The organism is Devosia sp. MDV22-iso42 (genome assembly GCF_058629155.1).
The window spans coordinates 103,165-116,692 of the sequence record NZ_JBZVWR010000012.1 but is presented as its reverse complement, the minus strand read 5'-3'; the positions used below and the strand labels follow the sequence as shown (position 1 = coordinate 116,692).

The window sequence follows — 13,528 nt, the reverse complement described above, 5'->3', positions numbered from 1 at the left end:
ATCCCTTCCATCATTGGCCCACCCCTCCTGTCGACGGCGCAAGCTCCGGCATCCCTATTTCCGCGCGCCTGTTCGCCGGTCCCGCGCCCGATACTGCCCCTTTTGAAAGACCACCATGTCCAACCCCACCCTGTTTACGCCCTATACCGTCGGTGACATCAGCCTGGCCAACCGCATCGTCATGGCGCCGCTGACCCGCAATCGCGCCGCTGCCGGTTTTGTTCCAGGCCCCTTCGCCGCCCAATATTACGCGCAGCGCGCCTCAGCCGGTCTCCTGATCGCCGAGGCAACCCAGATTTCCCAACAGGGCCAGGGCTATCAGGATACGCCCGGCATCTATACCGCCGAGCAGATCGCCGGCTGGCGCACAGTGACCGATGCGGTGCATCAGGCGGGCGGCAAGATCGTGCTCCAGCTCTGGCATGTGGGTCGCATCTCCCATGTGGATCTACAGCCCGGCGGCGGCGCTCCCGTAGCGCCATCGGCCATACGCGCCGAAGCCAAGACCTTCGTCCACAATGGCTTCGTTGATACCTCCACGCCTCGCGCCCTAGCGCTCGATGAGCTGCCCGGCATTGTGGCCGATTTCCGCACGGCCGCAGCCAATGCCATCGCGGCTGGTTTCGATGGCGTCGAAGTGCACGGCGCCAACGGCTACCTGCTCGACCAGTTCGCCAAGGACGGCGCCAATGTCCGAACCGACGCCTATGGTGGCTCGGTCGAGAACCGCGCCCGCTTGATGCTCGAAGTCACCGCCGCCGTCATCGCCGAGGTTGGCGCCGGCCGCACCGGCATCCGCCTGTCACCGACCACGCCGGCCAATGGCATCAGCTGCAGCGATCCGCAGACCCAGTTCAACTATATCGTGGCTGAACTCGAAAAGCTGGGCCTGGCCTATATCCACGTTATCGAGGGCGCCACCGGCGGTCCGCGCGATGTGGCCCCCTTCGATTTCGACGCGCTGCGCCAGGCCTTCAGCCACACCTATATCGCCAATAACAACTATGATCTGGCTTTGGCCAATGAGCGTCTGGCAGCGGGCAAGGCCGACCTCTTCGCCTTCGGCCGCCCCTTCATCGCCAATCCCGATCTGGTGGCGCGCCTGCAGACCGGCGCCCCCCTGGCCGAGATGAACCCGGCCACGATCTATGGCGGCGGCGCCGAGGGCTATACGGACTACCCCACCGCGGCCTGACCGCTCACCCGCCACTCTTGCCCGGTGTGATGGCCCACCCATCCCCCGGGTGAACCGGGTCGCACCGTCCAAAACCACAAAGGCCGCCGGATCATCCCGGCGGCCTCTTCATGTCTGGTATAGGCAGGCTTCTGATTAGCCGGCGCGCTTCTTGTTGTAGAGATCGAAGAACACGGCAGCCAGCAGCACCACGCCCTTGATCATCTGCTGCCAGTCGATATTGACGCCCATGATCGACATGCCGTTGTTCATCACGCCCATGATGAAGGCGCCGATCACCGCGCCGGCCACGGCACCCACGCCGCCCAGTGCAGAGGCACCGCCGATGAACACGGCCGCGATCACGTCGAGCTCGAGGCCCTGACCGGCCTTTGGCGTGGCCGAATTCAGCCGTGCGGCATAGATCATGCCGGCGAGAGCCGCCAGCGCGCCCATGATGGCGAACACATAGAACGTCATCCGCTCGGTCTTGATGCCCGACAACGAGGCTGCCTTGAGATTGCCGCCGAGCGCATAGATCCGGCGGCCAAAGGTCATCCGCTTGGTGACGAAGACGAAGACCGCGATCAGCACGGCCATCACCACCAGCACATTGGGCAGGCCGCGATAGGAGGCCAGCATGGTGCAGAAGAACAGCACCAGCGCGGCAATCACCACGTTCTTGGCGATGAACAGCGCAAACGGCTCGCTCTCATAGCCGCGGGCCTGGCGCCGCTTGCGGCCGGCAATGGCCATGATCGTCATCACCACGATGCCGACAATGGCCAGCACCATGGTGGTGGTGTGCAGCACCAGCGGCTGCACTCCTTCGCTGGCCGCGACCAGCGTGGTGGGTCCGATCAGGTCGGGGATGAAGCCGGCCGACAGCAGCTGGAATTCGGCGGGGAACGGGCCCACCGACTTGCCGGCCAGGATGGCCAGCGACAGGCCCTTGAAGATCAGCATGCCAGCCAGAGTCACGATGAAGGCAGGGATCTGGTAGTAGGCGATCAGATAACCCTGCGCCGCGCCGATGGCTGCGCCCACCACGATGCAGATGGCGCCAGCCACGAAGGGATTGGCGAGGAATGCCAGCTCGGGCGGGAAGCGCCAGCCCACCATAAGCATGGCGGCCAAGGCACCGATGAAGCCGGAGACCGACCCCACCGACAGGTCGATGTGGCCGGCCACGATGACCAGCAGCATGCCCAGCGCCATCACGATGATATAGCTGTTCTGCAGGATGATATTGGTCAGGTTCACCGGCTTGAACAGCACGCCATTGGTGAAATACTGGAAGAACAGCATGATCAGGATCAGCGCGGCCAACAGGCCATAGTCGCGCATGTTGGACTTGAGCGCTCCCCAGACGGTCAGCTGGTGGCTGGTCGCCTGTTCGGTGGTCGGAGTGGCGCCCGCTGGTGCCGTTTCGATGGTCATGATGCCTTCCCTTCCGCACGAACAATCGCACGCATGATTTTTTCCTGGCTGGCGTCGGCCGTCGGCATTTCGCCCACGATCTGGCCTTCGTTCATTACATAGAGCCGGTCGGTGATGCCAAGCAGTTCGGGCATCTCCGAGGAGATCACCAGTACGGCCTTGCCCTGCGCCGTCAGCGCATTGATGATGGTATAGATTTCATATTTCGCGCCGACATCGATGCCGCGCGTCGGCTCGTCCAGGATCAGCACATCCGGATTGGCAAACAGCCACTTGCTGAGCACCACCTTCTGCTGGTTGCCGCCGCTGAGATTGCCGGTGATCTGGTAGACGCTCGACGATCGGATATTGGTCTTCTTGCGATATTCGTTGGCCACATCCATCTCGGCCATATCGTCGATCACGCCGAAGCGCGAAATGCCCTTGAGATTGGCAATGGTCGTATTGTGCTTGATATGGTCGATCAGGTTGAGGCCATAGCTCTTGCGATCCTCGGTGGCATAGGCAATGCCCCTGGCCACTGCCTTTTCGACGGTAGACACATCCACCTTGCTGCCATGCAGGAAGACCTCGCCGGTGATCTTCTGCCCATAGGACTTGCCGAACACGCTCATGGCAAATTCGGTGCGACCCGAGCCCATCAGCCCGGCAATGCCCACCACTTCGCCCTTGCGGACCTTGAGGTCGATATTGCGGATGATCTGGCGGTCGCGGTGCTGGGGATGGAACACGTTCCAGTTCTTGACCTCGAACACCGTCTCGCCGATCTGCGGCACGCGGGCCGGGTAGCGGTCTTCCAGCGACCGGCCAACCATCGAGGTGATGATCCGGTCTTCGCTGATCTGATCCTTGTTCATCGTCTCAATGGTGCGCCCGTCACGGATCACGGTGATCCGGTCGGCGACCTTGGAAATCTCGTTGAGCTTGTGGCTGATCAGGATCGAGGTAATGCCCTGGCTGCGGAACTCCATCAGCAGGTCGAGCAGCGCCGCGCTGTCCTTTTCCGACAGGCTGGCCGTCGGCTCGTCCAGGATCAGCAGCCGGACTTCCTTGGACAGCGCCTTGGCGATTTCCACCAGCTGCTGCTTGCCCAGGCCGATATTGGTCACCAGCGTGTCGGGGTCTTCGCTCAGACCGACCATGCCGAGCAGCTTGCGGGCGCCGTCGCGCGTCTCGTCCCAGTCGATGACGCCGCCGCGGGCCTGCTCATTGCCCAGGAAAATGTTCTCGGCAATCGACAGCAGCGGCACCAGCGCCAGCTCCTGATGGATGATGACGATGCCCTTGGCCTCGCTGTCGGCAATGGTCTTGAAGTGCTGTTCTTCGCCCTTGTAGATGATCTGGCCGTCATAGCTGCCGTCCGGATAGACGCCGCTGAGCACCTTCATCAGGGTGGATTTCCCGGCCCCGTTCTCGCCGACGATGGCGTGGATCTCGGCCTCGCGCACGTCCAGGTTGACGTCCGACAGTGCCTTGACGCCGGGGAACGTCTTGGTGATGCCGCGCATCTCCAGAATGGTCTTGGTCATTGGCTGCTTTCTGCAATGCACCGGAACGTCGCTGCATAGCGCCGATTTCCGATACGGGAAAGGGCCCCGCGTTGCCGCGGGGCCCAGATTGTCGTGTCGAGTTATTACTGCAGGTCTTCGGCCTTGATGTAGCCGGAGTCAACAACCAGGGCCTGGTAGTTGGAAGCATCGACCTCATACGGGGTCAGCAGGATCGACGGCACAACCTTGACGCCATTGTCATAGGTGGTGGTGTCGAGGCCTTCCGGCGTACCGCCCGAAACCAGCGTGTCGACGAGGTCGGCAGTGGTCTTGGCCAGTTCGCGGGTATCCTTGTAGACGGTCGAATACTGTTCGCCGGCAATGATCGCCTTGACGGATGGTGCTTCGGCATCCTGACCCGAGATCACGGGCCATGGCAGGTCGGCCGAACCGTAACCGACGCCGCGCAGCGACGAGATGATGCCGCGGCTCAGGCCGTCATAGGGGGCCAGGACAGCGTCAACGCGCGAACCGTCCGAGTAGTTGGCGGACAGGATATTGTCCATGCGGGCCTGTGCAACGGCACCGTCCCAACGCAGGGTACCAACGGTATCCATGCCCATCTGGCCGGACTTCACCACCAGGGTGCCGTCATCGATCAGCGGCTGGAACACGCTCATCGCGCCGTCATAGAAGAAGAAGGCGTTGTTGTCGTCTGGCGAACCGCCGAACAGCTCGACGTTGAACGGACCCTTGTTGTCTGGATAGCCCAGGCCCTTGAGGATCGAATTGGCCTGCAGCACGCCGACCTGGAAGTTGTCGAACGTGGTGTAGAGGTCAACATTGGCGGTGTCGCGGATCAGGCGGTCATAGGCGACGACCTTGATGCCGGCATCGGCGGCCTGCTGCAGCACGGCGCTGAGCGTGGTGCCGTCGATCGAAGCAATGACCAGGGCCTTGACGCCCTTGGTGATCATGTTTTCGACCTGGGCCAGCTGGTTCGGGATGTCGTCTTCTGCGAACTGCAGGTCGACCGAATAGCCCTTGGCTTCGAGAGCCGCCTTGAGCTCATTGCCGTCCGAGATCCAGCGCAGCGAGGACTGCGTTGGCATGGCAATGCCGATCGCGCCCTTGTCCTGGGCAAAAGCCGCAGTGGATGCGGTCAGCGCCATGGCGCCGACTGCCAGTACGGTGGCAAGCGTCTTGAAAATCTTCACGTCTCGACTCCCTTATATATTCCGAGTTCAGAAGCTTTGGATGGTCGTCAGGGGAAAGAACTAGGACCCGTGGCTGTGTCCTTTGGGGACAGCAATCGCCGACGAGCCCGAACCCGATTAGGACACTGCAACGACCACGCCACCCGAAGATGGTCGGCCTGCTGGTTCTGCATGGAGTCCTCCTGCGCGACGGCACATGCCGTCAGGGCCCTCCCCAGCCCACGCCGCAGAACCTAGGATAATCAGACAAGCCTTGTAAAGCAGCTTCGCCGCCTTTGCGCATTTTTTTCGAGCATCAAATATTAACGATAACGTATGTTCTACGGCGATTGCGGTTCGCCGGGACTGCCGCTATCTTGCCGTCACCTGAGGGAAAATCTGGCCACAAAGATCGCTCAAGCGACGCGGCCGGAGGCAAAGGTATCAGATAAGTTGGAGGAGACGTGAGCATCACCGACGGCGAAACACGCCCGGACCAGTCCACCGCCGCGGGCACCGTCGCCGATCACCTGGCACAGCTGATTCTCGGCGAACTGGCCCCCGGCACCAGCCTGCCCAGCGAGGCGGCGCTGGCCACCCGCTATGCCGTCAGCCGCCTCACCATCCGCGAGGCCGTCAAGATGCTTGAGGGCCGCGGCCTGCTCGAGATCGCCCGCGGCCGCAAGGCCGTGGTGCGCGAACCCGATGGCGCCGCATTCGCCGACTTTCTCACCTCCATCATCCACTACGATCCCAAGGGCCTGTTCGACCTGGTCGAGATCCGTCTCTCGCTCGAGGTGCAGTCGGCGACCCTTGCCGCCAAGCGCGCCTCGCGCGCCGGCATCGCCGCCATCGAAAGCGAACTGCAGGGCATGCGCGACACTGTCGGCATCCCCGGCCAGACCATGTCGCATGACCAGGAGCTGGGCTTTCACACCCATGATGTCGGCTTCCACGAGGCTGTCGCCCTGGCCAGCGGCAACCGCATCCTCGGCTTTCTCTTCGAAGCCATGGCCCAGCCTTTGCGCGAGGGCTTCTTCATTAGCCGGCGCGGCCACGAAAAGCGCGGCCACACCCTGCACGAAACCATCGAGGCCCATCAGCGCATCCTCGATTGCATCAAGGCCGGCAACAGCCGCGCCGCCGCCGACGCCATGCGGCTGCACATCAAGGATACCGAGCGCGATATCCGCGTCGCGCTCAGCCAGCTCGCCCTGCGGCCGGGGGCATCTTCATAAACGCCTTGCAGCCGTCGCCTGCATGTCCGAATAATCCCGGCGCAACGATGCAGGATCCCTGATGGCGCAACGAATGGACAGTTCCAGCAACCGATTGGACGATGCGGCGCGGGCCGGCTGGCTCTATTATGTGGCCGGCAATACCCAGGAAGAGATCGCCAGCAAGCTGGGCATTTCCCGACAGTCGGCGCAGCGCCTGGTGTCGATGTCGGTCAGCGAGGGCCTGATCAAGGTCCGGCTCGATCACCCGATCGGCCGCTGCATGGACCTGGCCAGCCGCCTCAAATCCCGCTTCGCCCTCGATCTGGTGGAGGTCGTGCCCTCCGACCCCAGCAGCGATTCCACCACCATCGGCGTCGCCGAGGCCACCGCCACCGAGATCGAGCGCTGGCTCAAGCGCCCCGACCCCATCGTCATGGCCATCGGCACCGGCCGCACGCTCAAGGCCGCCGTGGAACAGCTCACCCCCATGGCCTGCCCGCACCACAAGGTGGTCTCGCTGACCGGCAATATCGCGCCCGACGGCTCGGCGGCCTATTACAACGTCATCTTCAACATGGCTGATACCGTCAAGGCGCGCAGCTTCCCCATGCCCCTGCCGGTCATCGCCTCCTCGGCCCGCGAGCGCCAGCTGCTGCATGGCCAGCCCATGATTCGCGAAACCCTGGCGCTGGCCGCCCAGGCCGATGTGACCTTTGTCGGCGTCGGCGATATCGGCCCCGATGCGCCGCTCTATGTCGACGGTTTCATCACCGATGCCGAGCTCAAGGAACTGCAGAAAGCCGGCGCCGTCGGCGAAATCTGCGGCTGGAGCTTTGACGCCGAGGGCCGGCTGATCGAGGGCCTCACCAATGAGCGGGTGGCCTCGGCCCCCATTCCCTCGCGCGAAAATGCCCTGGTCGTGGCAATTGCCATGGGCGCCCGGAAATTGCCCGGCATAAGGGCCACGCTGCTGCGCCGCCTGGTTAACGGCCTGATAACGGATGAGCGCACCGCCGAAGGCCTGCTGCGACTGCCGTAGTCGCTTGAAAAAACTGCACTAAATCCAGGGCTTTGGCCTCTGTTGCTCACAACCTGCCAAGCGATTTACGCATGGCACGCTTGACTCTGCCGCATGATGTGCGAGTATTTGCCCACAGCCGGGACAATTGCCCGGCTCGTCACTGGGAGGAAAACCAATGAAATTGACACCCATTCTCGTGGGCGCGCTCAGCCTTGCGCTGATCACATCCGCCTCGGCGCAGACGCTCACCATCGCCACCGTCAACAATGGCGACATGATCCGCATGCAGGGCCTGTCGAGCGCCTTCACCGAACAGACCGGCATTGAGCTCAACTGGGTCGTGCTCGAGGAAAATACCCTGCGCCAGAACGTCACCACCGACATCGCCACCAATGGTGGCCAGTATGACGTGATGACCATCGGCACCTACGAAGCCCCGATCTGGGCCAAGCAGGGCTGGCTGGCGCCACTCGACGGCCTCAGCGCTGATGCCGCATATGACGTCGATGACCTGCTGCCTGCCATCCGCGGCGGCCTCTCGGTCGATGGCAAGCTCTATGCGGCGCCCTTCTACGGCGAAAGCTCGATGGTCATGTACCGCAAGGACCTGATGGAAAAGGCCGGCCTTGAAATGCCTGATGCCCCCACCTGGGAGTTCATCGGCGAGGCCGCCCGTGCCATGACCGATCGGGACGCCGACATCAACGGCATCTGCCTGCGCGGCAAGGCCGGCTGGGGCGAGAACATGGCTTTCCTCACCGCCATGTCCAACTCCTTCGGCGCCCGCTGGTTTGACGAAAGCTGGACTCCCCAGTTCGATCAGCCCGAATGGAAGGCAACGCTCGACACCTATCTGTCGCTGATGGCTGACGCCGGTCCTTCCGGCGCCTCGTCCAACGGCTTCAACGAAAACCTGACCCTGTTCCAGCAGGGCAAGTGCGGCATGTGGATCGACGCCACCGTCGCCGCATCCTTCGTGACCGGCGCTGACTCAACCGTCGCCGAGCATGTCGGTTTCGCCCTGGCGCCCGACAATGGCCTGGGCAAGCGCGGCAACTGGCTCTGGGCCTGGTCGCTGGCCATCCCGACCAGCAGCCAGAATGCCGAAGCGGCCGAGCAGTTCATCAATTGGGCAACCAACAAGGACTATCTCGCTACCGTCGCCGCCAGCGAAGGCTGGGCCAACGTCCCGCCCGGCACCCGCACCTCGCTCTACGAAAACGCCGAGTACCAGGCAGCAGCGCCCTTCGCCAAGATGACGCTGGATTCCATCAACTCGGCCGATCCGACCCAGCCGACCGTCAAGCCGGTCCCCTATGTCGGCGTGCAGTTCGTGGCCATTCCTGAATTCGCCGGCATTGCCACCAATGTGGGCCAGCTCTTCTCGGCTGCCCTTGCCGGTCAGATGTCTGCCGACGACGCCCTGGCTCAGGCTCAGGACGCCGCCACCCGCGACATGACCCGCGCCGGCTACATCAAGTAGGCCTCTCCTCCCGGAGACGTGCCGCCCGGTCAATGGTCACTCTGGCGACCGGGCGGCACTCCAGTCACGCATGCGTTTTGAGACGTCATGCTGAGCTCGTCGAAGCACGAAAATGAGGACGGGCACGCAGATCGTGTCCCTGCCTCGGCCCCGACAAGTTCAGGATGAGGCCTGCTGATAGACCACCCGGCGCTTCCGGGTTTTGGCGAGGAAAACATGGCCACCGCACAAACCAAGACCCTGTCGCGCATCATGATGGCCCCGGCCGTCCTCCTGCTGCTGCTCTGGATGATCGTGCCGCTGGTCATGACCATCTGGTTTTCCTTCCAGAACTACAGCCTGATCAACCCGATGATGACCGGCTTTGCCGGCTGGGCGAACTACGTCTATGTCATCGGCGATCCCAGCTTCACCCAGTCCCTGGTCAATACCCTGATCCTGGTGGGCGGCGTACTGCTGATCACCGTCATCGGCGGCACCTTCCTGGCCTTGCTGCTCGATCAGCCCATCTGGGGCCAGGGAATCCTGCGCATCATCGTCATCTCGCCCTTTTTCGTCATGCCGCCCGTGGCGGCGCTGATCTGGAAGAACGGCTTCATGCATCCCGGCTACGGCATGCTGGCCCATCTGTGGGAATTCTTCGGCCTGCAGCCGGTGGACTGGTTCAACCAGTATCCGCTGTTCTCGGTCATCGTCATCGTCGCCTGGCAGTGGCTGCCCTTTGCCACGCTGATCCTGCTGACTGCGCTGCAGTCGCTCTCCGAGGAGCAGCGCGAGGCCGCCGAGATGGATGGCGCCAACGCCATCAACCGCTTCTACTTCATCATCATGCCGCACATGGCCCGCTCGATCACCATCGTGATCCTGATCCAGACCATCTTCCTGCTCGGCATCTTCGCTGAAATCCGCGTCACCACCGGCGGCGGCCCGGGCTATGCCTCGACCAATATCGCCTTCCTGGTGTTCCGCACCGGCATCCTCTCCAATGACATCGGCGCCGGCTCGGCCGGTGGCGTGGTCGCCGTCATCATCGCCAACATCGTCGCCATCTTCCTGATGCGCGCGGTCGGCAAGAACCTCGACGCGTAGGGAAACCGATCATGGCACGCACCGCATCCATCCCCACCCGCATCGGTTTCACCGCGCTCGCCTGGGGCATCGCCCTGCTGCTGTTCGCGCCGATCCTGTGGACCATCCTCACCGCCTTCAAGACCGAGGCCGAGGCCATCGCGTCGTCCCCAACCTTCCTGCCGCAGAATTTCACCCTGGAAAATTTCGCCGCCGTGCAGGATCGCTCGGACTATTTCAAGCACGCCTTCAATTCCATCGTGGTTTCGGTCGGCTCCACCCTGCTCGGCCTCGTCATCGGCGTGCCGGCCGCCTGGGCCATGGCCTTTGCGCCCACCAAGCGCACCAAGGACGTGCTGATGTGGATGCTCTCGACCAAGATGATGCCGGCCGTCGGCGTGCTGATCCCGATCTACCTGCTCTTCCGCGACCTGCGCCTGCTCGACACGCTGCATGGCCTGACCATCATCATGACGCTGATCAACCTGCCGATCATCATCTGGATGCTCTACACCTACTTCAAGGAAATCCCGGTCGACATCCTCGAGGCCGCCCGCATGGATGGCGCTGAACTCTGGAACGAGATCGTCCACGTCCTCGTCCCCATGGCCGTGCCCGGCATTGCCTCGACCCTGCTGCTCAACGTCATCCTGGCCTGGAACGAAGCCTTCTGGACCATCACCCTGACCTCGGGCCGCGCCGGCACGCTGACCGCCTTCATCTCGTCGTTCTCCTCGCCGCAGGGCCTCTTCCTCGCCAAGCTCTCGGCGGCCTCGCTGCTGGCCATCGCGCCGATCCTGCTCATGGGCTGGTTCAGCCAGAAACAACTCGTCCGCGGTCTCACCTTCGGCGCTGTAAAGTAAGGACTAGAAAAATGGGCTCGATTTCCCTGCAACACGTCAAGAAGTCCTTCGGCGAAGTCCAGATCATTCCGGACATCACGCTCGATATCGAAGAGGGCGAGTTCGTCGTCTTTGTCGGCCCCTCCGGCTGCGGCAAGTCCACCCTGCTGCGCCTGATTGCCGGCCTCGAGGACACCACCAGCGGCACCATCCTGCTCGACGGCGTCGACATGACCAAGGCGCCCCCGGCGCGCCGGGGCCTCGCCATGGTGTTTCAGAGCTATGCGCTCTATCCGCATATGAGCGTGCGCGACAATATCGCCTTCCCGCTCAAGATGGCCAAGGTGCCCAAGGACGTCATCGACCAGAAGGTCGAATACGCCGCCCGCACCCTCAACCTCTCCTCCTATCTCGATCGCCGCCCGCGCGCTCTGTCCGGCGGCCAGCGCCAGCGCGTCGCCATCGGCCGCGCCATCGTCCGCGAGCCCAAGGCCTTCCTCTTCGACGAGCCGCTGTCCAACCTGGACGCCGCTTTGCGCGTCAACATGCGCCTCGAGATCACCGAGTTGCACCAGCAGCTCAAGACCACGATGATCTACGTCACCCACGACCAGGTCGAGGCCATGACCATGGCCGATCGCATCGTGGTGCTCAATGCCGGCCGCGTCGAACAGTTCGGCTCCCCGCTCGACCTCTACAAGAAGCCCGCCAACCGCTTCGTCGCCGGCTTCATCGGCAGCCCCCGCATGAACTTCGTCGATGGTCCCGAGGCCGCCAAGTACAATGCCCATTCCATCGGCGTGCGCCCCGAGCACTTCAAGCTCGCCACCCAGCCCACGCCGGACACCTGGAAGGGCAAGGTCGGCGTCGCCGAGCAGCTCGGCAGCGACACCTTCCTGCACGTCCATGTCGATGGCCTCGGCCTGATGACCATCCGCACTGATGGCGACCAGACCTTCCGCCACGGCGACGACGTCTATCTCACGCCCGACCCGACCCGCATCTATCGCTTCGACGCCGCCGGCCTGGCGATCTGACGCAACCGGTATTTCAGCCGCAGCGAACCCTCATCGGGGCGAGTGAAGGACTAAAGCTTATGACGACAAAACTCTCCGCTGCCGCTCTTGCTTCGATCACCACGGCCGCCGTGCCGGCCTATGACCGGGCGTCGCTCAGCGCCGGCATCGTCCATTTCGGCGTCGGCAATTTTCACCGAGCCCACCAGGCCGTCTACCTCGACGATCTCTTCGCCACTGGCGCCGATCACGACTGGGCCATCATCGGCGCCGGCGTGCGCGATGCCGACGAGGCCATGCGCCAGCAGCTTTTGGCCCAGGACTGGCTGACCACCGTGGTCGAGCAGGAGGCCGATGCCAGTAGCGCCCGCATTACTGGCGCCATGATCGACTATCTCCGCCCCGGCGACAGCGCCGCCATCGTCGCCCGCCTCGCCGATCCAGCCACCCGCATCGTCTCGCTGACCATTACCGAGGGTGGCTATTATATCGACCCGGCCAGCCAGCAATTCGACCCGGCCCATAACGATATCGCTTATGACGCGGCCAATATGGCCGCCCCGCGCACGGCCTTCGGCCTGATCCTGGCCGGCCTGCTCGCCCGCCGCGCCGCCGGCACCATTCCCTTCACGGTGATGAGCTGCGACAACATTCCGGGCAATGGACACGTCACCCAGAATGCGGTGATCGGCCTCGCCCATCTGGTCGATCCCACTCTGGCCGCCTGGGTCAAGGCCAATGTTGCCTTTCCCAATGGCATGGTCGACCGCATCACCCCGGCTACGTCCGACCGCGAAAAGACCCTGCTCGCCGAAAAGTTCGGCATCGAAGATAACTGGCCGGTCTTCTGCGAACGCTTCCGCCAATGGGTGCTCGAGGACAATTTTCCCGCTGGCCGTCCGGCCCTGGAAAAGGTCGGCGTGCAGTTCGTTGATGACGTAGCCCCCTATGAACACATGAAGATCCGCATTCTCAATGGCGGCCATGCCACCATCGCCTATCCGGCAGGACTGATGGACATTCATTTCGTCCACGAGGCGATGGAGCATCCGCTCGTCGCGGCCTTCCTGACCAAGGTCGAGCAGGAAGAAATTATCCCCGTCGTCCCGCCCGTGCCCGATACTGACCTTGGCGACTATTACGCGCTCTGCCAGCGCCGTTTCGCCAATCCCAAAATCGGCGATACCATAAGGCGGCTGGCCCTTGACGGGTCCAATCGGCAGCCCAAATTCATCATTCCGTCGGCCTTTGACCGAGTTCAACGTCAACAGTCTGTTAACGGATTGGCACTCGTGAGTGCCCTTTGGTGCCGCTATTGCTACGGCACCACGGACTCCGGCGCCGTCATCGAGCCCAACGACCCGAGCTGGGCCCGCCTCACCGCCCAGGCCAGGCTGGCCAAGGCCGACCCCGCCGCCTGGCTGGCCATGGCCGACATCTATGGCGACCTCGCCAAAAATCCGGCCTTCATCACCGCCTTCTCAAACGCCTTGAATACGCTCTGGAAAATCGGCACCAAGGCGACCCTGGAGCGCTATCTGGCCGACAAGCTCTAGCCCAGGTTCAAAGCTTCAGCTA

Annotated in this window: 11 protein-coding genes; 8 read left to right on the top strand and 3 right to left on the bottom strand. The window is 63.1% G+C overall.

The annotated features are described in order from the left end of the window. The first annotated feature begins 115 nt into the window (after window positions 1–115). Window positions 116–1,195, top strand: coding sequence for an alkene reductase (locus AC4NN3_RS15450; protein ID WP_491927978.1), 1,080 nt, complete (start codon window positions 116–118; stop codon window positions 1,193–1,195). A 135-nt stretch (window positions 1,196–1,330) separates the two neighbouring features. Here the strand turns inward: AC4NN3_RS15450 and mmsB are convergent, their stop codons facing one another. From mmsB to chvE, 3 genes are all read right to left on the bottom strand, one after another. Next, window positions 1,331–2,614, bottom strand: coding sequence for a multiple monosaccharide ABC transporter permease (gene mmsB / locus AC4NN3_RS15445; RefSeq protein ID WP_491927977.1), 1,284 nt, complete (start codon window positions 2,612–2,614; stop codon window positions 1,331–1,333). Beyond that, complete coding sequence (mmsA, locus tag AC4NN3_RS15440; RefSeq protein ID WP_491927976.1) at window positions 2,611–4,143, bottom strand: multiple monosaccharide ABC transporter ATP-binding protein; 1,533 nt, start codon at window positions 4,141–4,143, stop codon at window positions 2,611–2,613. The genes mmsB and mmsA overlap by 4 nt, the downstream gene beginning before the upstream one ends. A gap of 104 nt (window positions 4,144–4,247) precedes the next feature. Further along, a complete protein-coding gene (gene chvE, locus AC4NN3_RS15435) occupies window positions 4,248–5,276 on the bottom strand; it encodes a multiple monosaccharide ABC transporter substrate-binding protein (RefSeq protein WP_491928154.1) in 1,029 nt (342 codons plus the stop codon). Between the two features lie 488 nt (window positions 5,277–5,764). On the opposite strand from chvE, the gene AC4NN3_RS15430 reads away from it, so the two are divergent. From AC4NN3_RS15430 to AC4NN3_RS15400, 7 genes are all read left to right on the top strand, one after another. Then, entirely contained in the window at window positions 5,765–6,538 is a 774-nt protein-coding gene (locus tag AC4NN3_RS15430) for a FadR/GntR family transcriptional regulator (protein ID WP_491927975.1), read from the top strand. 61 nt (window positions 6,539–6,599) lie between these two features. After that, window positions 6,600–7,559, top strand: coding sequence for a sugar-binding transcriptional regulator (locus tag AC4NN3_RS15425; protein WP_491927974.1), 960 nt, complete (start codon window positions 6,600–6,602; stop codon window positions 7,557–7,559). 157 nt (window positions 7,560–7,716) lie between these two features. Further along, window positions 7,717–9,024 (top strand): ABC transporter substrate-binding protein, encoded by a 1,308-nt coding sequence (locus AC4NN3_RS15420; RefSeq protein WP_491927973.1) that lies wholly within the window; start codon window positions 7,717–7,719, stop codon window positions 9,022–9,024. A 216-nt stretch (window positions 9,025–9,240) separates the two neighbouring features. Continuing rightward, a complete protein-coding gene (locus AC4NN3_RS15415) occupies window positions 9,241–10,113 on the top strand; it encodes a carbohydrate ABC transporter permease (protein WP_491927972.1) in 873 nt (290 codons plus the stop codon). 11 nt (window positions 10,114–10,124) lie between these two features. Beyond that, window positions 10,125–10,955: a carbohydrate ABC transporter permease gene (locus AC4NN3_RS15410; RefSeq protein ID WP_491927971.1), complete on the top strand. Its 831-nt coding sequence runs from the start codon at window positions 10,125–10,127 to the stop codon at window positions 10,953–10,955. 11 nt (window positions 10,956–10,966) lie between these two features. After that, the gene (locus AC4NN3_RS15405) at window positions 10,967–11,971 is read left to right on the top strand and encodes an ABC transporter ATP-binding protein (protein ID WP_193334884.1); all 1,005 of its coding nucleotides are present in this window, start codon (window positions 10,967–10,969) and stop codon (window positions 11,969–11,971) included. Between the two features lie 59 nt (window positions 11,972–12,030). Further along, a complete protein-coding gene (locus AC4NN3_RS15400) occupies window positions 12,031–13,506 on the top strand; it encodes a mannitol dehydrogenase family protein (RefSeq protein WP_491927970.1) in 1,476 nt (491 codons plus the stop codon). The last annotated feature ends 22 nt before the right edge of the window (window positions 13,507–13,528 follow it).